The 21,345-nt window shown below is 66.4% G+C and carries 16 protein-coding genes; 8 read left to right on the top strand and 8 right to left on the bottom strand.

Translation table 11 applies throughout. The annotated features are described in order from the left end of the window. Window positions 1-625: 625 nt before the first annotated feature. The gene (locus EO156_RS17945; protein WP_003487259.1) at window positions 626-1,630 is read left to right on the top strand and encodes a class I fructose-bisphosphate aldolase; all 1,005 of its coding nucleotides are present in this window, start codon (window positions 626-628) and stop codon (window positions 1,628-1,630) included. Window positions 1,631-1,835: 205 nt separating this feature from the next. Here EO156_RS17945 and EO156_RS17940 read toward each other — a convergent pair whose 3' ends face one another. From EO156_RS17940 to cobA, 4 genes are all read right to left on the bottom strand, one after another. Then, window positions 1,836-2,375 carry an O-acetyl-ADP-ribose deacetylase gene (locus EO156_RS17940; protein WP_005914501.1) on the bottom strand — a complete coding sequence of 180 codons (540 nt, stop codon included), beginning with the start codon at window positions 2,373-2,375 and terminating at the stop codon, window positions 1,836-1,838. Between the two features lie 197 nt (window positions 2,376-2,572). Continuing rightward, the gene (locus EO156_RS17935; protein ID WP_005914503.1) at window positions 2,573-3,079 is read right to left on the bottom strand and encodes an isoprenylcysteine carboxylmethyltransferase family protein; all 507 of its coding nucleotides are present in this window, start codon (window positions 3,077-3,079) and stop codon (window positions 2,573-2,575) included. A 296-nt stretch (window positions 3,080-3,375) separates the two neighbouring features. Next, window positions 3,376-4,335, bottom strand: a complete 960-nt coding sequence (gene cysK / locus EO156_RS17930; protein ID WP_005922382.1) for a cysteine synthase A — start codon at window positions 4,333-4,335, stop codon at window positions 3,376-3,378. A gap of 16 nt (window positions 4,336-4,351) precedes the next feature. Further along, window positions 4,352-5,554: a uroporphyrinogen-III C-methyltransferase gene (cobA, locus tag EO156_RS17925; protein ID WP_005914508.1), complete on the bottom strand. Its 1,203-nt coding sequence runs from the start codon at window positions 5,552-5,554 to the stop codon at window positions 4,352-4,354. Between the two features lie 164 nt (window positions 5,555-5,718). Here cobA and EO156_RS17920 point away from each other — a divergent pair, with 164 nt between their 5' ends. Next, a complete protein-coding gene (locus EO156_RS17920) occupies window positions 5,719-6,702 on the top strand; it encodes a LysR family transcriptional regulator (protein WP_003487249.1) in 984 nt (327 codons plus the stop codon). Window positions 6,703-6,710: 8 nt separating this feature from the next. Continuing rightward, window positions 6,711-6,992, top strand: a complete 282-nt coding sequence (locus tag EO156_RS17915; protein WP_016850560.1) for a hypothetical protein — start codon at window positions 6,711-6,713, stop codon at window positions 6,990-6,992. A gap of 846 nt (window positions 6,993-7,838) precedes the next feature. Here the strand turns inward: EO156_RS17915 and EO156_RS17905 are convergent. Further along, window positions 7,839-9,035 carry a GAF domain-containing sensor histidine kinase gene (locus tag EO156_RS17905; protein WP_016850559.1) on the bottom strand — a complete coding sequence of 399 codons (1,197 nt, stop codon included), beginning with the start codon at window positions 9,033-9,035 and terminating at the stop codon, window positions 7,839-7,841. Window positions 9,036-9,338: 303 nt separating this feature from the next. On the opposite strand from EO156_RS17905, the gene EO156_RS17900 reads away from it, so the two are divergent. The 3 genes from EO156_RS17900 (at window position 9,339) to EO156_RS17890 (ending at window position 13,573) form a co-directional block, all read left to right on the top strand. Then, window positions 9,339-9,776 (top strand): DUF2946 family protein, encoded by a 438-nt coding sequence (locus EO156_RS17900; RefSeq protein WP_016850457.1) that lies wholly within the window; start codon window positions 9,339-9,341, stop codon window positions 9,774-9,776. 195 nt (window positions 9,777-9,971) lie between these two features. Beyond that, window positions 9,972-11,975 carry a TonB-dependent receptor gene (locus tag EO156_RS17895; protein ID WP_016850458.1) on the top strand — a complete coding sequence of 668 codons (2,004 nt, stop codon included), beginning with the start codon at window positions 9,972-9,974 and terminating at the stop codon, window positions 11,973-11,975. Then, entirely contained in the window at window positions 11,975-13,573 is a 1,599-nt protein-coding gene (locus EO156_RS17890) for a PepSY domain-containing protein (RefSeq protein ID WP_016850459.1), read from the top strand. The genes EO156_RS17895 and EO156_RS17890 overlap by 1 nt, the downstream gene beginning before the upstream one ends. A gap of 133 nt (window positions 13,574-13,706) precedes the next feature. On the opposite strand, the gene EO156_RS17885 is transcribed toward EO156_RS17890, so the two are convergent. The 3 genes from EO156_RS17885 to EO156_RS17875 form a co-directional block, all read right to left on the bottom strand. After that, entirely contained in the window at window positions 13,707-14,432 is a 726-nt protein-coding gene (locus EO156_RS17885) for a phosphoadenylyl-sulfate reductase (protein ID WP_016850461.1), read from the bottom strand. After that, complete coding sequence (gene cysI, locus EO156_RS17880) at window positions 14,429-16,135, bottom strand: assimilatory sulfite reductase (NADPH) hemoprotein subunit (protein WP_011052200.1); 1,707 nt, start codon at window positions 16,133-16,135, stop codon at window positions 14,429-14,431. Before cysI ends, EO156_RS17885 begins: the two co-directional genes overlap by 4 nt. Window positions 16,136-16,243: 108 nt before the next feature. Continuing rightward, window positions 16,244-18,091, bottom strand: coding sequence for an assimilatory sulfite reductase (NADPH) flavoprotein subunit (locus EO156_RS17875; protein ID WP_029829359.1), 1,848 nt, complete (start codon window positions 18,089-18,091; stop codon window positions 16,244-16,246). A 179-nt stretch (window positions 18,092-18,270) separates the two neighbouring features. Here EO156_RS17875 and cysD point away from each other — a divergent pair, with 179 nt between their 5' ends. Next, on the top strand, window positions 18,271-19,179 hold the full coding sequence (gene cysD / locus EO156_RS17870) for a sulfate adenylyltransferase subunit CysD (RefSeq protein ID WP_016850328.1): 909 nt from the start codon (window positions 18,271-18,273) through the stop codon (window positions 19,177-19,179). Continuing rightward, window positions 19,179-21,155, top strand: a complete 1,977-nt coding sequence (cysN, locus tag EO156_RS17865; protein ID WP_033482948.1) for a sulfate adenylyltransferase subunit CysN — start codon at window positions 19,179-19,181, stop codon at window positions 21,153-21,155. Before cysD ends, cysN begins: the two co-directional genes overlap by 1 nt. Window positions 21,156-21,345 lie beyond the last annotated feature (190 nt).

Raw genomic sequence — 21,345 nt, 5'->3', positions numbered from 1 at the left:
GTCGACCGCATCCGGCGCATGACCTGAGCCGGAACAGACGCGCCACACGACGGCGGCCCCAGGGCCGCCGTCGTGCGATGTGGCGACCTGGCCGCTGGGCGCGCGCCAGCAACACGTAGGAGCGCACCCGGGCGCGACGGGCATGCCCGATACAGCCCGTCGCGCCCGGGTGCGCCCGGGCGTCGCCGGATCGTTGGTCAACGGCCGGATCCGGCGAGTACCCAATGCCCACCACCTCACACGCGCGCTGTTGCAACGGTGCTGGTTATGGCGGAACAAGACGCTGTCCACGATGTAAGTCATGCCGCAGGCGCAGCTCTGTGGCGACAGACGAAGCAGCAACGCGGCCAACCCTCAAGGTGCCAGCTAACTCACGCATGGCTCGGTATCAACGCGCCAGCGCAGTCACTGCAGCCATATGCATCCCAGCAGCGCAAGCGCCATGCCGCGCACCATGCTCGGCTTTGCCGATTCCCGATTCCCGATTCCCGATTCCCGCGTGCGAGCAGCACCACACATCCTGTCATGCACGCACGTGTAATCGGTTGCAGGCATTCCGTGAAGGAATGTGTACGACTTTCGTCGCTATACTTTCGTTCTCCCCCGCAGCTGCCACAGGAACTACATGAGCATCGAACAGCTTGCCGAAACCGCCCAGGCGATGGTCGCCCCGGGTAAGGGCATCATCGCCATCGACGAATCGACCAGCACGATCGCCAAGCGTTTTGCCAGCGTCGGCATCGAGAACATCGAAGAGAACCGTCGCGCCTATCGCGAACTGTTGCTGACCACGCCCAAGCTGAGCGACTACATCTCCGGCGCCATCCTGTTCGACGAGACCATCCGTCAGAAGACCAAGGATGGCGTGCCGTTCGCCGAGTACATGACCGCCCACGGCATCATCCCGGGCATCAAGGTCGACAAGGGCGCGCAGCCGCTGGCCGGCATGCCGGGCGAGCTGGTGACCGAAGGCCTGGACGGCCTGCGTGCGCGTCTGGAGGAGTACTACACGCTGGGTGCGCGCTTCGCCAAGTGGCGTGCGGTCATCAATATCGGCGAAGACATTCCGTCCGGCACCTGCATCGAGGCCAACTCGCATGCGCTGGCGCGTTACGCTGCGCTGTGCCAGGAACAAGGCTTGGTGCCGATGGTCGAGCCGGAAGTGATCATGGACGGCAGCCACGACATCGAAACCTGCTACGAAGTGACCGAAGCCACGCTGCGCTCGCTGTTCGGTGCGCTGTATGAGCAGAACGTCGTGCTCGAGGGCACCATCCTGAAGGCCTCGATGGTGATCTCCGGCAAGAGCTGCGAAGAGCAGGCCAGTATCGAAGAGGTGGCCGAATCCACCGTGATGTGCCTGAAGTCCACCGTGCCGGCGATCCTGCCGGGCATCGTGTTCCTGTCCGGCGGCCAGACCGACGAGCAGTCCACCGCCCACCTCAACGAAATGCACCAGCTCGGCAATCTGCCCTGGCCGCTGAGCTTCTCCTACGGCCGCGCCATGCAGCAGGCCGCGCTGAAGCTGTGGGCCAAGGACATGACCGGCAACTTCGCCAAGGCGCAGCAGGTCATCTACGAGCGCGCGAAGGAAAACGGCCTGGCCGCGCTGGGTAAGTGGAAGGGTTGATCGATTGATGAGGGCTGCAAGGCCGCCGCATCGATAGAACAAAAACGCCGGCAGCATGCCGGCGTTTTTGTTTGCTGCATCCACGGGTTCGATGCCGCGCGAAAACGCAAAGGGCGCCGCTCGGCGCCCTTTGCTCAATCAACATCGCTCCATGGATTGCTCATCCAGCCGGTCGATGCGACATGCTGCCCACGTCAATCCAATCTCAGGCCGCCGCAGTTTCCTGCGTCGCCAACGCTTGCTGGTAGGCCTTATAGGTCGCCTCGTTATAAGCCACCAAGACGATGTGCTTGGGCACCTTGTGCGAGCGCTGCCAATCGCGCGTTTCGGTCACGGCGATGCGGGCCGCCTGATACAGCGGGTAGCCGTAAATCCCGCAGCTGATCGCCGGGAACGCAATCGAGTGCAGCATCATCTGTTCGGCGAGTTTCAGCGATTGCCAATAGCAATTGGCCAGCTGTTCGGGCTCGTTATGCCTGCCGTCGCGCCACACCGGGCCAACGGTATGAAAGATGTGGCGTGCCTTCAGATCGAAGCCGTCGGTGATGCGGATTTCGCCGGTGGGACAACGCACGCCTGGACGCACTTGCGGCAGTGCTTCGCAGGCTTCCAGCAAGCGCGGGCCGGCGGCACGGTGGATGGCGCCATCGACGCCACCACCGCCGAGCAGGGATTCGTTGGCGGCGTTGACGATGACGTCGACGTCGAGTTCGGTGATGTCGCCTTGCCAGACTTCGATTCTCATAGCGCGATAATTATGCGAATTGCATGATGGGCGCGTGATGGGGCGCACGCTGCGGAATCGGCACGCTATCGGCCATTCATCTCATCTGCTGCGACTGTCTGACGGGGTGGAATGCATGCCGTCCCGTGTCGGGCCGGGCGCGCTCTTGGAGCGATCGGCAGCAATCATTGTCACGCGCGAGGTGATGCGTGTTGCGGCTACAACCAGCGGCGGACGCTTACGCAGTAGTCGTTGTAGTGGCGGCCGAATTCGGCGCGTAGACGCGCCTCTTCGAACGGGATGACATAGCGCTGCAGCGCAAGCCACGGCAGCGGCACCAACACAACCGCCCACAGCAGGCCAAGTTGCAGGCACAGGCCGACGTAGCTCAGCACCAAGGCCAGGTACATCGGGTTGCGGGTGACGCGATACGGGCCGTCCAGCACCAGGCGCGAGGGGTGACCGCTGGGCATGATGGTGGTGCGCCGACGCGCGAACAGGATGAAGCAGCTCACCGCCAGCGCCAGGCCGAGACAGGCGATGCCGCCGCCCACCACTTCGATCCAGGCCAGTGGCGTGGGAGGGGGGAGAGGCAGATCCAGCGCCTCTTGCAGCCATGCGCCCAGCCCCAGGGCGAGCGCGAAGTGGACCGGGGAGGTCATTTTTACCAGCCATGGCGCCCGCGCGGCGCGGGTCTCGCTGTGTCCATACGGCTGGTTGCTCACACATCTCTCCCTACATCGCGGCCGCCATCCTAACGTTTCCTTGACATGGACGGGAGTGCGGGCGTGTCTGTAGCTGGAAACAGAACGGAGCTGCGCCTAGCGCAAGGCGTGCCGGGCGCGCTGCCACGTCCTTGGTTTCGGCAATACCGCGTGCGCTTTCGCCTCGAGGCGGTCACGGATCGCGAGCATGAATTGCCCGCCGCGACGCGGCGTCTTCCGGCGCAAATGCACTGTTCAGCCGTGGCCAAAAAGCCGCGCATTGCGCGGCTTCAGGTCTGGTCATCAACTGCGCCCGATCAGGGCAGCCCGGCCAGCCAGTCGTCGTCGGAGCCTTCGTTGATGTCGGCGAAGAGCGGGGTCGAGAAGTAGCGCTCGCCAGTGTCGGGCAGCATCGCCAGGATGACGGCGCCAGGCACCGCGCCTTCTGCCACGCGCAGCGCGGTGGCGACGGTGGCACCGCCGGAGATGCCGGTGAAGATGCCTTCTTCGGCGGCCAGGCGCCGCGCCACGGTGATGGCGTCGGTGTCTTCCACGCTCAGCACCTCATGGGCGACCTCGCGGTTGAGCACCTCGGGTACGAAGTCCGGGGTCCAGCCCTGGATCTTGTGCGGTTTCCAGTCCTGGCCTTGCAGCAAGGCGGCGCCAGCCGGCTCCGAGGCGGTGATGCGCACTTCCGGGCGCGCAACGCTCAGGACCTCGCCCACGCCGGTGAGGGTGCCGCCGGTGCCCCAGCCGGTGACGAAATGGTCCAGCCGGTGGCCGGCGAAATCGCGCAGGATCTCGGCAGCGGTGGTGTTGCGGTGGTAGGCCGGGTTGGCCGGATTGGCGAACTGGCTGGCCAGGAACCAGCCGTGCTGTTCGGCCAGCTCCTTCGCTTTGCGCACCATGCCGCTGCCGCGCTCGGCAGCCGGCGTCAGGATGACCTTGGCGCCATAGGCACGCATCAGCTTGCGGCGTTCGATGGAGAAGGTTTCCACCATGGTGGCGACGAACTTGTAGCCGCGTGCTGCGGCCACCATGGCCAGTGCCACGCCGGTGTTGCCGGAGGTGGCTTCGACGATGGTGTCGCCGGGCTTGAGCAGGCCGCGCTGTTCGGCGTCCAGGATGATCGCCAGCGCCAGCCGGTCCTTGACCGAGCCGCCGGGATTGAACGATTCGACCTTGACGTACAAGGTCACGTTATCCGGGGCGAGGCGTTGGAGCTTGACCACCGGGGTGCGGCCGATGGTGTCGAGAATGTTGTCGTACAGGGCCATGGGGTCTCCGTCGGAATCAGGCTGCGTGGGCGAGTGTGGGCGTGTGGGGCGTTGCGCCGGGTGAGTGCGGCGGCGAGGCGCTCAGCGGCGCGCTGCCGAACCAATGCAGCGTCTGCGCCAGTGCCGTTACCTCGCCCAGGATCAGCAGCGCCGGTGCGGTCACGGCATGCTGCCGGGCGCTGGCGGCCAGGCTGGCGAGCGTACCGGTGATCACGCGTTGCTGCGGGCGCGAGCCGTTTTCGACCAGCGCGAACGGGGTGGTGGGTGCGCGGCCGGCCTGCAGCAGGCGTTGCTGGATGGCGTCCAGACCGGCCACGCCCATGTAGAACGCCAGGGTCTGGCGTTCCTGGCCAAGCGCCTGCCAATCCAGCGTGTCCAGCGAATCCTTGCAGTGCGCGGTGATCAGCCGCAGCGATTGCGCATGGTCGCGGTGGGTGAGCGGAATGCCGGCATAGGCGGCGCAGGCGATCGCGGCGGTGATGCCGGGAATGACCTGAAAGCCGATGCCGTGCGCGCGCAGGAATTCCAGCTCTTCGCCGCCGCGGCCGAACACGAATGGGTCGCCGCCCTTCAGCCGTACCACGCGGCGACCGGCCCGGGCGTGTTCCAGCATCAGGCCGTGAATCTGTTCCTGCCGGGTGCTATGGCCTTGCGCCGACTTGCCGACCTCGATGAGGTGCGCGCCGTGCCGAGCCAGGCGCAGGATCTGCGGGCTGACCAGGCGGTCGTGCAGCACCACCTCGGCCTGACGCAGTGCGCGCAGCGCATGTCGGGTGAGCAGGCCCGGATCGCCGGGGCCGGCGCCGACCAGGCTTACGTTGCCGGGCGCCAGCGTGCCGATCGCGCTGCGCGGTCCTGTGGAGCGCGCAGGAACCGTTGCGGACGCCGCAGGCGCTACGGCGTGGGTCAGCAGCCGATGGGCACTTGCTGCTTGGCGCAGGGCGTCGTTGAGCGCTGCCGATTCGCTGGCGGCGACGGTGAGCCATAGCGGTTGGTCGGACTGCGCCAGCCATGCCGGGTCGAACCGACCGGCCAACCAACGCAGCCGCCCTGCCTGCGCCCAGTGCCGCAACTGCGCGGAGAGCTCGGGCGCGCCGACCAGCGGCAGCGCACCGGCCTGCAGCAACTGGCCAGTGGCGTGCTCGGCATCGGCGCCGCCGCCGACCACCAGGACGGCACGGCCACGCAGGTCAGCAAGCAGCGGGAACGCAGGAGTCACGGTTCGGCAGCATCGTTGGAGGAGGGCCAGACCGTAACGCCGGCTTATAGCCGTCGGAAATGACTTCATACATCCTGAAAATAGCGTTCGGTTATAAGCTGGCCCGCAGAACTCCTCTACAGTCGAATCCCTTATAGCGCCTCGCGCTTTTTTGGATATAAGCCATGACGCTGACCCAACTTCGCTATCTGGTGGCCATCGCCGATGCCGAGCTGAACATCACCCTGGCCGCCGCGCGCGTGCATGCGACCCAGCCTGGCCTGTCCAAGCAGCTCAAGCAGTTGGAGGACGAACTCGGCTTTCTGCTGTTCGTGCGCAAGGGGCGCAGCCTGGATGCAGTGACGCCGGCCGGTGTGGAAGTGATCGAGCGCGCGCGTGCAGTGCTGTCGGAGGCCAACAACATCCGCACCTATGCCGCCAACCAGCGCCGCGAAAGCCAGGGTCAGCTGACCCTGACCACCACCCATACCCAGGCCCGCTTCGTGCTGCCGCCGGCGGTGGCGCAGATCAAGAATGCCTACCCGCAAGTGAGCGTGCATCTGCAGCAGGCCGCCGAAAGTGCGGCCCTGGATCTGCTGAGCCAGGGCGATGCGGACATCGCGGTGGTCAGCACCGCCGGTGGCGAGCCGAGCGCCGGCATCGCAGTGCCGCTATACCGCTGGCGGCGGCTGGTGGTGGTGCCGCGGGGGCATGCATTGGATCACCCACGCACGGCGCCGGACATGCATGCGCTGGCCGAACATCCGCTGATCAGTTACGAATCCTCCACCCGGCCGGGCTCTTCGCTGCAGCGCGCGTTTGCGCAGGTGGGACTGGAGCCGAGCATCGCGCTGACCGCGCTGGATGCCGACCTGATCAAGACCTATGTGCGCGCAGGGCTTGGCGTGGGATTGGTCGCGGAAATGGCGGTCAACGCCTTCGACGAGGATCTGCGCGCCTGGCCGGCGCCCGCGCCGATTGCCGAGTGCATCGCCTGGGCGGTGCTGCCGCGCGACCGCGTCCTGCGCGACTACGCCCTGGATCTGGTGCATGTGCTCGCGCCGCAAATCGACAAGCGCGATCTGCGCCGGGTGCTGGACGGCAATCAGGCACCGAACTGGCCCCTGCCGCCGACCTGGGAATCGCTGACCCAGACCATCACCAGCTGAGCGGCACGATGACCGAGCCACTGCGTCCGGCACTGAGCAGACTGTGGTCGTCCGAGCCGGACGGCGGCATGTCGCTGCAACTATCGGCCAGCATCGAGGGCCGCGAGCATGAGGTACTGACGGTGCTGGCCGACCCGCGCGACGAAGTGTTATGGGTGGCCGTGCAGGCGGGCAGCACGCGTGTGCAGATCCCGCTGGCGGTGCTGCGCAAGGCGCTGGACGTTGCGGCCGAGGATGTGCACTCGGCGGAGTGGTTCGCGCGCCAGGATGCGGCTGCGTCCGACGTCTGACGCTGCGATATGGGCGGCTAGCACACCCTCGCGAGCAGTCGTCAGGCGGTGTAGACAGCGCACAGGAGTGGGACTGGACGTGTGTGCATATCCGTTCCAGGTACTGGCTGCCTGGCGGTGCAATCGGTGCGTTCGCGATGACGCCGGTGCTGCGCTGCAGCGCAACTGCCCCGAAAAAATGTCTATAGGATCAAGGCGATGCGCATGTGCCCAACTGCGCCGCAGCGTGTGCTGTGGGTGATTTTCCCTACCCGTGTCAGGGCGATGCAGTTGGCGTCTACCGGGCGCATCAAGTTGCGTGCTGCGTTGTCGAAAACCCTTATAGCAACCATGACGCGACACTCTCGGACGTCTAGGGGTGGACGGCGCAGAGCTGGCGATTCAGGTGATCGCATCGCCGGTGTGTTTCGCGGTGTCGTCGAAGGTTGCTAGCGCTGTCGCATCGCTGTTGCGCGAGGCTGTGCACAGAGCGGCTGGCGCATCCGGGTCCCTGGGGAGAGGCCTGGCGTGCTTGGCGGCGGACCCGGGTCGGGAGCCCGGGTCCGCCTTTTTTTGTGTTCCGCAGCGGCATCTCGGTTGAAGATGGAACACCGCTCAGACGTGCCATGCCACTGCAGACAGTGCGCGATCCGGGCCGGTGCTGGTTTCCATGCCTGCGGCGAGCCGCCGGGTCTCCGCGATCGCCGCTGACGCGGGCTTTCGCGTGGCATGTGGTGTCGGCTGCTGCAACGTCGGCGCGACGGGATGGAGTGGCCGCGCGTTCTGGTCTGGCCACAGACCGCTGCCCCAACCGGTAAACCCCAGGCGTCCGCCGCGCAGCCCGAGCACGCTGCGGGCCACACATCTTTAGGCCAATGGAATCCGCACCGAAAAACAGGTGCCGCCCTGCGGGCGCGGACGCACGTCCACTTCGCAGCCCAACGTCTCGGCAGTGCGATGCACGATCCACAGGCCGATGCCCAAACCGTCGCTGCGCGGGTCGGCCTGGCGGAACGCCTGGAAGACCTGCTCGGGTTGGTCCATGTTCAAGCCGATGCCGCTGTCGATGATGTTCACTTCCGCAAAACCGGGACGGCGGCGGGTGCCGACCAGCACGCGGCCGCGTTCGGTGTACTTGATGGCATTGCCGACCAGGTTGCCGATCAAGGTGGTCAGCAGCGTGGGGTGGCTGCGCACGCGCAGCGAGGTGTGCACATAGCGAAGGGCCAGGTACTTGTCGATGGCTGGTTGACGCCACACGCCGAGGATCGAATGCAGCACGTCTTCCAGCTGCAGTGGCTGCAGGTCCGGCATGGCGGCCTTGCTCGCGGCCGCCAGCGTGGCCAGCTCGTCCAGGCTGCGGCCGACCAGGCTGATCGCATCGCGCGCAGCGACCAGGTTGGGAACGGCGTCGACGTCGGCGTGCCGGCGCATCTTGTCGATGGCGTAGGCGGCAGTGCGCAATGGGGTCTTCAGATCGTGCCCGGCGATGGCCATCAGGCGGCTGCGGTAGCGATCGGATTCCTCGGCGATTGCCAGTGCGCGCCGAAATTCCAGCTGCGCCATGGTCTGGCGTGCCAATGCGCGCAGGGCTTCCACCTGCTCGTCGGTGAGTTGACGCGGCTGCCGGTCGAGCACGCAGACCGTGCCAAGGGGCAGGCCGTCGGGTGTCTTCAACAAGGCACCTGCATAGAAATGCAGCGGCGCCTCGCCGGTGACCAGTGGGTTGCGCGCAAAGCGGATGTCTTCGCGCGTGTCGGGCACCACCAGCACATCGTTCTCGAGCAGCGCATGCGCGCACATCGACTTGAACAGCGGGGTCTCGCGCTCGCCCATCCCCAGCTCGCTCTTGAACCACTGGCGGTCCCCATCGACCAGGCTGATCAGCGCGATCGGCGTCTGGCAAATGATCGAGGCGAGCCGGGTGATGTCTTCGAAGGCCGCTTCGCGCGGGGTGTCGAGAATGCCGTAGCTGCGCAGTGCCTGCAGACGCAATGCTTCGCTGGGGGGCTTGGGTGCGCAGGGAAGCGGTTCGGCCGCTCGATCGGACAGGACGGTACTCATGCGCGTAGCTACAGGGTGGAAGCGGCAAGCATAGGGCATGCCAAGGCCCTTCATGTGTCTGCGGTCACAGAGGTCGGACGAAACTGTGACTGCCGACCAGGACGGCGGCGCGTGGACGAGGCCGGCGTGCGGCAAACGGGCCTGCGGCTGCAGCGGCTGGCCCATCCGGTTCTGGCGTGCCGGCTCCGGCGCATGCCTGGGCGCGGGTCATCCGGGTGTGACCGGGCCAGCCGGGTGCGACATGCGGTCGCGCATCGGCCGCGACCATCGCCCCGGCTTGCGTGGCGGCTTACACTTCGACGCATGCTGCGTTTGTCCCGTCGCCATCGGTTGTTGCCCCTGCTTGCCTGTCTGGCGGTGGCGCTGATGCTGGTCGCACCGCTGATCAGCCGCTGGAGCCAGGCGCAGCCGATCGAGCCGATGTGCATGGGTGTTCCAGCGTTGTCTGCAGCGCGCGCGCTGCATGCCGGTCATCGAACCCAGCCGGCCGGTATGGCTGCGGACGCGCACTCCGGCGCCGTAGCGAACATGCAGCACGCCGGCACCCACGACGCAGCGACGCATGGGCAAGCCTGCGATTACTGCGTCTTGGCCGCACGGTTGCTGCCATTGCTGATCGTGGCGTTGCTGTGCCTGCTGCAACCGCGGCCGGCGCCGGCTCCGGTGCTCACCCAGGCAGGCGCACGCTCGGTCTTTCGATGGGCCGCACTCGGCGCACGTGGACCACCGCTGGCCGCATAAGGTGGCCCCTGTGCGGGCGTCCACGCAGCAATGCCCCGTGCGCGCCTGAGGTGTTCGGCGTCCCTGCCGGGCAGTGCGGGCGACTCGCGTCTTATCGAATGATGCCGATGCGCGCCGCGACGGTGGCAGCGTACGGCTGTGCGGCCGTGCAGTCACGGCGAAGGGTTGGTCATGCGTCTGCGGTTGTTGAAAACGATGTGGTATGCGCCGTCGTTGGCGCTGGTGTGGGGGCCTGCATGCGATGTGCAGGCGCAAGACGCGGCACTCACGCTGGGCAAGGTGCAGGTGAGCGAACACGCGCAGCGCAGCCCGAGCACGGCGCGCGTGCTGAGCTCGGTGGATGTGATCGGCGGCGAGCTGCTGCACGATCAACATGTGGACTACAGCTGGGAACTGCTGATGCGCGCGCCCGGGGTGCAGGTCACTCAGTTCCGCATGGGCACCGATGCGGGGCGCTTTTCGTTCCGCGGATTCAATGGCGAGGGACGCATCAATGCGGTGAAACTGCTGATCGACGGCATCCCCAGCAACGACAATGCCGGCGCCATGCCGTACCTGGACGCGGTGTTTGCGCAGGACATCAGCGCGATCGAGATCGTGCGCGGCACCAACGACGCGCGCTATGGCTTGAATGCCATTGCCGGCAGCGTGGACGTGCTCACCCGTACCGGCGGCAACGACGGCCGCTTGAGCGTGACGGCCGGCAGCTTCGATGCGCGCGAGGTGCAACTCAGCAAAGGGTTCGAGCAGGGCGCCTGGAGCCAGAACTATGTGCTGGCCTGGCGCGACTCGGACGGGTATCGCGATCATGCCGACGCGCGCAAACGCAGCGTGGCGGGCAAGTGGTTCTACACCGACCCGGACGGTGCATTCCGCGCAGGGCTCACCACGCGGTACTACGACAACCACGCATTGGAAGCCGGCTATCTGGACGCCGCCACCGCGCGTGCGGCGCCGCGCAGCTCGCCGGACTATGCGCAGAACGACCGCAGCGAGCGTCGTGTGCGCCAGACTGCGTTGCATGCGGACGGTGCGTTCGGCGAGCAGGCGCAATGGAGCGCCAAGGCCTACCAGAACGACTACCGCAACCAACGCTGGGTGCGGTTTTCTGCGGCCGGGCTGCAGCAGGAACGCGATACCGACGAAACCCATCGCGGGCTGTTGCTGCGTAGCAACTGGCAGCCGGACTGGGGCGCGCTGCAGGCCAACCTGGAAGCCGGGGTGGATGCGCAGTGGCAGGACAACCAGTCGCAGCGGTATCGCACCGTGGCCCGTGTGCGCGGGGCAAAGCTGCGCGATTGGGACTACGATCTGCGCACGCGTGGCGCGTATGTGCAGGCCGTGCTGACCCCCATTGCGCGCTTGCAGCTGGTGCCGGGGTATCGCATCGATCGTGTCGATGGACAGCTGCATGACGTGCTGGCCGGCAGCATTGCGCCAACCTACGACTACGGCACCATCAAGCAACCCAAGTTCAGTGCGAGCTACCGCGTGGGCGAGCAGAGCAGCGTGTATGCGAACTGGGGACGTACGTTCCAGATCGGCAGCGGCGATGGCGCCTACCGTCGCCAGCCCGGCAACCTGGGGCCCTCGATCAACGACGGTTGGGAGACCGGCTTCAAGTTCGCGCCGTCGGCCCTGGTGGACGGGCGCCTGGCGTATTGGGAGCAGCGCGCATCCGGGGAGGTGGCCACTGTTTTCGGCGTCAATGGCGTGGTAGGCATCGGCGATGTGGCCAATGTCGGCCGTACGCTGCGGCGCGGGTGGGATGCGCAGCTCAACGTGCAGCCGGCTGAGCATTGGCGCGCGTGGGTCTCGTATTCGCGGCAGAAGGCCAGCATCGCCACGCCCGATCCGAGCGCCCCGGCCACGCGCGGCAAGGAAATCGAAAACGTGCCGCACTGGTTGGCCACCGCCGGGCTGGAGTGGCAGGTCGGTTCATCGGTGCAGGTGAGCGCCTGGGGCAATGCGCAAGGCGATTACTACCTGGAACGCACCAACACGCTGGGCCGCACCGGTGGCTACGCCTTGCTCAATCTGGGCGCGCGCTGGGCCGTGGATGCGCGCAATGCGCTCAGCCTGCAGCTACGCAACGTCACCGATCGTGCGTATGTGTACGCCTGGTACGACAGTGGCAGCTCCGGTTACTCACCCGGCGATGGGCGTGCGTTGTCGGTGTCGTGGGATTGGAGCTTCTGATGCATGCAATGACCGACCAGGGTCGCGTAGACGATGCACGCCAAGCTAGCCGCTGGCGCTTCTATCGCGCGGTGTGGCGCTGGCATTTTTATGCCGGGCTGCTCGTGCTGCCTTTCATCATCTGGCTGGCGGTGACCGGGGCTGCGTTCCTGTACCAGGAGGCCATCGACCGCAGCGTGCACCACGGGTTGAAGGTGGTGCCGATAGGCGATGCGCGCCTGCCCGCACAGCAGTTGGTTGCCGCTGCACAAGGGCGCTACGGCGGCAGCTTGTTTGTGTACACCACGCCCAAACGCGCCGATGCGAGCGCCGAGATCGGGCTGGTGGATGCGCAAGGCGTGCGGCGGGTGGCGTATGTCGATCCGTACCGTGCGCGGGTGTTGGGCGCCCTGCCCGAGCACGGCACGCTCAGCTGGACGATCCGCCGGCTGCATAGTCTTGCGCTGGTGGGGCCATATGCCCGCGGCCTGATCGAAATGGCCGGCGGATGGGCCATCGTGCTGGTGCTCACGGGGGTGTATCTGTGGTGGCCGCGCGGGCGACGCGGCGGCGTGATCAGTGTGCGTGGCAAACCGAAACAGCGGCTGTTCTGGCGCGACCTGCACGCAGTGACCGGTGCCGGGGTCGGTGCGATCCTGCTGTTTCTGGCGCTGACCGGCATGCCGTGGTCGTGGCTATGGGGCGCGCAGGTCAATCGCTGGGCCAATGGGCATGATTTCGGCTATCCGGCCGGGCTGCGCGTGCAGCAGCCGATGTCGCAGCAGCGCTTGGCCGACAGTGGCGAGCCAGCGTGGTCGTTGCGGCAGGCGCGCCTGCCGGAATCTGTGGTGCCTGCACAGCGAACTGGCGCGGTGGATGAGCACGCGCATGGTCAGCAAGCACGTGCGTTGCAGATGGGCGACGAGCATTTTGAGCACTCCGGACACTCCGGGCATGGAGCGCTCCCAGCAAACGCAGCGCATGCAGGCCACGAAGAACACGCAGAGCACCCTGGCCAGTCGGAGCACGCGCACTCGGCAGACAACGCACATGCCGATCACGGCGATTCCGCTGGATTCGCTGCGCCGGGACGCGGCGCGATCGGTCTGGACGCAGCGATGGCGCGTTTCGAGGCACGCGGCATCCTGCCGGGATATAGCGTGGCGCCGCCGCGTGGTGCGGCCGGGGTCTATACCGCGTCGGTGTACCCGGCCGATCTGCAGCGGCAGCGGGTGATCCATTTGGATCAGTACAGCGGTGCGGTACTGCTGGACATGCGCTATCGCGACTACGGGCCGCTGGCCAGGCTGCTGGAATGGGGCATCAACGTGCATCTGGGGCAGCAATACGGCACTGCCAATCAGTTGATCCTGTTGTTCGCCTGCATCGCCATCGTGCTGTTGTGCGTCAGCGCGGCGGTGATGTGGTGGAAGCGCCGCCCCAGCGGTGGCTTGGGCGTACCGCCGTTGCCTGCCGACCCGCGCACGCTACGCGGCCTGATGGCGTTGCTGGTGCTGTGCGGGCTGATCTTCCCGCTGGTCGGCCTGTCGTTGTTGCTGATGTGGGCGTTCGATCGTTACTGGATGCGGCGCGCTCACGCCGATGCCTCGGCGGGGTGATGCGTGCGCCGGTGCATGAGTGCAGCTCGCAGCGCACTGCCGTTGCATCCTGGATGCAGCATGCCCATGCAGCTGCCGCACATGCTGGTGAAGCGTCACCCGTACAAGCGCAACTGGCAATGGACCGCTGACGCTAGATATCTTCGTGGATGCCGCACTCGCGCTTGAGACCGTAAAAGCGCGTGTCTTCTTCACGCATGCCGGGCTCCCAGCGACGCGTGGTGTGGAAATCGCCGATGGACACGTAGCCTTGTTCCCAGAGCGGGTGATACGGCAGGTCGTGCGCTTGCAGGTATTGCCACACATCGCGATCTGTCCAGTCGGCAATCGGGCTGATTTTGTAACGCTCGCCGCGTTTCTGCACGATCGGCGTCTGCGCGCGGCCGCCGGACTGGCTGCGGCGCAGGCCGGTAAACCAGGTGCCGACGTCGAGTTCGTTCAAGGCCCGGCGCATCGGTTCGACCTTGCGCAGATTGTTGTATTGATCGATGCCCACCATGCCTTGCTCCCACAGGCGGCCGTGGCGCGCTTCCATCCAGGCGCGGCTGACCAGCGGGCGATAGACCTTGAGATTGAGCTTGAGTCGCTCGGTCAAGGCATCGGCAAAACGGTAGGTTTCCGGAAACAGATAACCGGTGTCGATCAGGATTACCGGGATGTCCGGACGTTGCCGACTGAGCAGATGCAAGGTAACCGCCGATTGCGCGCCGAAGCTGGACGACAAGGCCGCGTTCTGCGGGCCGTGCTGCAGCGCCCAGGCCACGCGTTGATCGGCACGCAGCCCTTCCAGCTGCGCATTGAGCGCGTCCAGATCGTCGAACGCGGAAGAAGTGATCGATGCAGCAGGCAGCGCGGTCATGCGAGCAATTCCAGGTCGAGGCGACGGTGCGTGGGGTAGGGCGGCAATGCGATCACCCCGGCGCGATGCAGGAAATCGCCGAAGCCTTCATCGTTGGCGTGGTCGCGTTCGGCGGCATAGCGCGCCAACAGCGGTTCCAACGCGGCCAGGATCTCCGGCTCGGTGATGTTTTCGCGATACAGCGTATTGAGCCGCTGCCCGCGACGGTCGCCACCCAGCATCAGGTTGTAGCGCCCGGGCGCCTTGCCGACCAGCGCGATCTCGGCAAGATACGGGCGCGAGCAGCCGTTCGGGCAGCCGGACAGGCGCAGCACGATCGGCGTCTCGGCCAGGCCGTGCTGTTGCAGCAGCGGCTGCAGCGCCGCGCCGAAATCGGGCAGATAGCGCTCGGCCTCGGCCATTGCCAGGCCACAGGTTGGCAGTGCCACGCAGGCCATTGCGCCGCGCGCCAAGGCAGTGGCGGACTGGTTGCCGGCGTCCAGCCCGTAGTGCGCCACCAGCGCATCGACGCGTGCGCGCTCGCTGGCCAGTACGCCGGCGATCACCAGGTTCTGGTTGGGCGTCATGCGGAACTCGCCAACGTTCAACTGCGCGATTGCGCGCAATCCACTCAAATGCGCTGCGGTATCGGTGTCGGCAATGCGACCGGCCGGCAGCGACAGGGTCAGATGCCATAGCCCGTCTTCGCCTTCGACCCAGCCATAGCGGTCGCCGTTGTGGTCGAACGCGAACGGCTGCGCCGGTTGCAGTGCGAAGCCGGCGCGGCGTGCGATCTCGGCCACGATGGTGTCCAGCCCGTGGTCGTCGATGGTGTACTTGAAGCGTGCGCGCTTGCGCACCGCACGGTTGCCGAAGTCGCGTTGCGTGGTGACCACCGCAGTGGCGATATCCAGCAACTGTTCGCGGGTCACGAAGCCGATCACGTTGGCCACGCGCGGCCAGGTCTCGGCATCGCCGTGCGAGGCGCCCATGCCGCCACCGATGCTGACGTTGTAGCCCAGCAACTGCCCATCGCGCAGGATGGCGATAAAGCCCAGATCGTTGGCGAACACGTCCACATCGTTGAGCGGCGGTGCGGCGAAACCGATCTTGAATTTGCGCGGTAGATAGCGCTCGCCATAGATCGGCTCGTCCTCGCTGCCGGAGCCGGACACGCGCTCTTCGTCCAGCCAGATTTCGTAGTACGCCCGCGTGTTGGGCAACAGGTGTTCGGAAACGCGCGCGGCATCGGCATACAGCGTGGCATGCGCCTGCGACAGCAGCGGATTCGCGGCCACCTGCACGTTGCGATTCACATCGCCGCAGGCGGCCAGCGTATCGATCAGGGTGGCATTGATGGCCTGCATGGTGGCCTTCAATTCGCGCTTGATCACGCCATGAAACTGGAATGCCTGGCGCGTGGTGATGCGTAGCGAATGATTGGCGTAGCGGGTGGCGATGCCATCCAGTGCCAGCCATTGCGTGGGCGTGATCACCCCGCCCGGCGTGCGCGTGCGGATCATGAACTGGTACGCCGGCTCCAGCTTCTGCCGCCGCCGCTCGTCGCGAATATCGCGGTCGTCCTGCTGGTAGCTGCCGTGGTACTTGATCAGGGTCTGATCGTCCTCACGCAACGCACCGGTCACCGCATCGGCCAGGCTCTGTTCCAGCGACCCACGCAGACGGCGGCTCTCGGATTTGATGTCTTCGACGGAGTGGCTCATGAGAATCGAGAATCGGGAATGGGGAATCGTGAAAAGCGGCGCAGTTGGTCGGAAGAACTCGGACATGGGCTCTTCCCATTCCCGATTCCCCACTCGCGATTCCCGGCACTAATAGACATCCCGTGCATAGCGCCCCTCCACCTGCAGTTGGGTGAGATACGCGGCGGCGGCCTCGGCATCCTGGGCGCCGTGGGTGGCGACGATGTCGAGCAGGGCCGCATGCACGTCCTTGCCCATGCTGGTGGCGCCGCACACATACACGTGCGCGCCGCCCTGCAGCCAGGCATAGACCTCGGCGCCACGCGCGCGCAGGCGGTGTTGCACGTAGAGCTTTTCGGCCTGGTCGCGCGAGAACGCCAGATCCAGCGCGTGCAACTCGCCGCGTCGCAGGGCCAGCTGCCATTCGGCCTGGTACAGGAAATCGGTATTGAAATGCTGGGCGCCGAAGAACAGCCAGTTACGGCCCTTGGCGCCGGTTTCCGCGCGCTCCTGCACGAAGCCGCGGAACGGCGCCACGCCGGTGCCCGGGCCGATCATCAGGATGTCGCGATCGGCATCGGCCGGTACCCGGAAGCGCTCGTTCGGTTCGATGTAGACCGGCGCGGTGTCGCCTTCGCCAAGCGCGGCCAGAAAGCCGCTGGCCGCACCCAGATGCGCATGCCCATGCGCCTGGTAGGTGACCTCGTCCACGGTCAGATGCACTTCATCGCCCACGCGCTTGCGGCTGGAGGCGATGGAGTACAGCCGCGGGGTGAGGGGACGCAGCGCGGCGAGCAGGCCGGCGTGGTCCCAATCCGCCGGCCAGCGGCGCAGCACGTCGATCACTTGATGATCGGCGAGCAGCGACGCCAGGCCGGCAGTCTGGGTGGGGGCGAGCAGCGCTTGCAGTTCTTGCGCGCCTGCGCGCTCGGCATGGGCGGTGAGAAACGGCCGCGACAGCTTGGTCAGTTCGCGCTGGGTGGCGAGCCATGCATGCAATGCCAATGTCTGCTCGCCGATGGTGACCGCGGCATCGCCGTCCAACCGCAAGGTCTGCAGCACCGCATCGACCAACGCGGGCGGATTGCGGTGGCGGATGCCCAGCGCGTCGCCCGGCTCATAGCTCAGGCCGCTGCCTTGCAGCGAAAATTCCAGATGCCGCACGCGCTTGCCGGGCGCCGAATAGACGCGAAATCCCGGGCCCTTGAAGTCGCGTCCGCTGATGATCTGATTGGACAACAACTCGGCGGCGAACGGCTGCTGATGCGACCACACCGGCGTGGCCGGGCTGCTGCGCAGCGGCGTGACCGTGGCCGAGTGCAGGCCGCCCTTGAGCTGCTCGCGCGCATGCGTGAGCGCCTGTGCGCGCCACGGCAGGGCAACGCTGTCGATGTCCAGATCGGCTTCGCCGCGCGGCTGCACGCGGCTGCCGCCCAGTTCGGCCAGGCGCTCGTCGATGCGCCGGGCAATACCGCAGAAATCGGCATAACTGGAATCGCCCAGGCCCAGGACCGCGTACTTGAGCTCGGGCACCTTAGGCGCGCGACGGCTGGTCAGGAATTCCACCAGGCCGATCGCATCGTCTGGCGGGTCACCTTCGCCCTGGGTGCTGATCACCACATACAACAGCCGCTCACTGGCCAGCTCGCGGGTGGGGTAGGCGTCGGCGCGCACCAGGCGCACGCTCAGACCCGCGGCTTCGGCCTCGGCGGCTAGGTGCTCTGCCTCGCGACGGGCATTGCCGGTCTGGCTGCCGTACACCACGGTCAGGCGTTGGCCTTCCTGGGCGAGTGGGTGCGCCTGTCCGCCGGGCAACACCGCCAGCGAGCGCGGCGGATGGCCCTGCGCCAGCCCGGCAGCGTAGCCGGACAGCCACCACAGCGATGCGGTGTCCAGGCCGTCGACCAACCGGTCCAGCAGCACCTTGCGCTCGTCGGGCAAGGGGCTGGGCGGTAGCGCGGAACTGGCGGCGGTCATTCGGATCCGGGGGGGTTGATGAGAGTGACGATGTTAGGGAAGCGTTGCGCCCACCAGAAAGGAATTGCCGTTATCGCGTTATGCCGGGCGCTTATTTCGTGCAGTCATCAGGGCGGCACACACTGCGGCGCCTTGCCCTACCATCGGCTGGTCTGCCCGCCGACATCCACGATATCCCGATGACTCTGCCGCCGTTGTCCCATCTCGACCGGCTCGAAGCCGAAAGCATCCACATCCTGCGCGAAGTCGCCGCCGAGTTCCGGGTTCCGGTCATGCTGTATTCGGTGGGCAAGGACAGCTCGGTGCTGCTGCACCTGCTGCTCAAGGCGTTCGCGCCGTCGCGGCCGCCGATTCCGCTGCTGCATATCGACACACGCTGGAAGTTCCGCGAGATGATCGCCTTCCGCGACCGCCGCGCGGCCGAGACCGGGGTGGACCTGCGCGTGCACATCAACCCCGACGGCGTTATGCAGGACGTTGGCCCGATCAGCCACGGTGCCGCCGTGCACACCGACATCATGAAAACCCAGGGCCTGAAGCAGGCCCTGGAGCACGGCGGCTTCGATGCGGCGATCGGCGGGGCACGCCGCGACGAAGAGAAATCGCGCGCCAAGGAGCGCGTCTTTTCGTTTCGCACTGCGCGCCACCGCTGGGATCCGAAGAACCAGCGCCCGGAGTTGTGGAATCTGTACAACGCGCGCACCGGTCCGGGCGAAAGCGTGCGTGTGTTTCCGCTCTCCAACTGGACCGAGCTGGACATCTGGCTGTACATCTACCGCGAGAAGATTCCGGTGGTGCCGCTGTACTTCGCCGCCCCGCGCCCGGTGGTGGAGCGCGGTGGTGCCTGGATCATGGTCGACGACGCGCGCCTGCCGCTGCACCCGGGCGAAACCCCGCAACTGCGCTCGGTGCGCTTCCGCACGCTGGGCTGCTACCCGCTCACCGGCGCCATCGACTCCAACGCCGACACGCTGGAAGCGGTCATCGCCGAAATGCTGGTCAGCGCCAGCTCCGAGCGCCAGGGCCGCATGATCGACCACGCCCCGGGCGCCTCGATGGAACAGAAGAAGCTTGAGGGGTATTTCTGATGGGCAGCGAATGGGGAATCGGGAATGGAGAATCGGAACAGCAGATTGCCGCGGATGCAGTGAGGGAGGGCACCGCCGTTGCGATTCCCGATTCCCGATTCCCGATTCCCGGCACGATCGGTGCCTACCTCCATCAACACGAATCCAAGCCGCTGCTGCGCTTCATCACCTGCGGCAGTGTGGACGACGGCAAGAGCACGCTGATCGGGCGATTGCTGTACGACAGCAAGCGCCTGTTCGACGATCAGCTTGCCGCGCTGGAAAGCGACAGCCGACGGCATGGCACCCAGGGCGGGGGCATCGACTATGCACTGCTGATGGATGGGCTGGCGGCCGAACGCGAGCAGGGCATCACCATCGATGTGGCCTACCGCTATTTCGATACCGATCGGCGGAAATTCATCGTGGCCGATTGCCCCGGGCACGAGCAGTACACGCGCAACATGGCCACCGGCGCGTCGACTGCCGATGTGGCGGTGGTGCTGGTGGATGCGCGCAAGGGCCTGCTGACGCAGACCCGCAGGCATAGCTACATCGTGTCGTTGCTGGGCATCGGGCATGTGGTGCTGGCGGTCAACAAGATGGACCTGGTGGACTACCACGCGCAGGTGTTCGCCGACATCGCAGAAGGCTACGCCGCGCTCGCCGCGCAGCTGGGCATCGGCCAGGTGCAGTGCATTCCGCTGTCGGCGCTGGCGGGCGAAAATCTGTCCAGCGCTTCGATGCGGATGCCGTGGTACAGCGGCCCGCATCTGCTGCAGCACCTGGACACCGTGCAGTTGGAGCCGCCGGACGCCGCCAGCGGCCTGCGCCTGCCGGTGCAATGGGTCAACCGCCCCAACGCGCAGTTCCGTGGCTATGCGGGCACGATTGCCGCCGGCCAGGTGCGTGCGGGCGATGCGGTGGTGGTGGTGCCGTCCGGACGCCGCACGCAGGTGGCAAGCGTGCGCGATGCCAATGGCGAGGTCGACAGCGCGCGCGCCGGGCAGGCGGTGACGCTGACTTTGCGCGATGAGATCGACATCAGCCGTGGCGACATCATTGCCGCCATCGACGACCCGCCGGAAGTGGCCGACCAGTTCGCCGCGCATCTGCTGTGGATGGACGACGCTGCGTTGCTGCCCGGCCGTCCGTACTGGCTCAAGATCGGCACCCGCACGGTCGCCGTAAGCGTCAGCGACATCAAGCACAAGGTCGATGTGAACACGCAGGAGCGGCTGGCCGCCAAACGGCTGGAGCTCAACGAAGTGGGCTACTGCAACCTGGCGCTGGACGAGCCCATCGCGTTCTCGCCCTATGCGCGCAACCGCGTGCTCGGCGGTTTCATCCTGATCGACCGGCAGAGCAATGCCACGGTGGCCGCCGGCACGCTGGAATTCGCGTTGCGCCGCGCCGGCAACGTGCACTGGCAGCATCTGGACGTGGATCGCGGCGCGCGTGCGCGCATCAAGGGCCAGGCGCCACGCGTGTTGTGGTTTACCGGGCTGTCGGGTGCCGGCAAGTCCACTGTCGCCAACCTGGTGGACAAGCGCCTGCACGCGCTGGGCTATCACACCTTCATCCTGGACGGCGACAACGTGCGCCACGGGCTCAACCGCGATCTGGGCTTCACCGACGAAGACCGCGTGGAAAACATCCGTCGTGTGGCCGAAGTGGCCCGCCTGATGGCCGATGCCGGCCTGATCGTGCTGGTGAGTTTCATTTCGCCGTTCCGCGCCGAGCGGCAACTGGCACGCGAGCGCTTCGACCAGGGCGAGTTTATCGAGGTCTTCGTGGACGTGCCGCTGGCTGTCGCCGAGGCGCGCGACGTGAAAGGGCTGTACCGCAAGGCGCGTGCCGGGCAGATTCCCAATTTCACCGGGATCGACTCGCCGTACGAGGCACCCCAGACGCCGGAGATCCATCTTCACGCCGATGGTGAGAATGTAGAGGCGCTGGCGCACCATGTGCTCGAATATCTGGGGCTGGAACGCTAAGCACGGCTAACACCGCAGGGCAGGCGGTCCTCAGGCAAGCGCGGTAAGTGTGCGCAGCGGCGGTGTATGACCCCATACATGCCGTTGCTGCAGACCGGTTGCGCCCGTCTGGCGAATGCGCAGCCGGGTCTTGGTCGCGCTGACCAGCGCATCGTGCCAAGGACGGCAAGGGTCTTTGGTCATGGTGCAA

This window comes from Xanthomonas sp. DAR33341, from assembly GCF_003992815.1.
Lineage (GTDB): Bacteria > Pseudomonadota > Gammaproteobacteria > Xanthomonadales > Xanthomonadaceae > Xanthomonas > Xanthomonas cissicola.
Note: the sequence above shows the minus strand (reverse complement) of the source record. Positions and strands in the feature narration are given on the sequence as shown.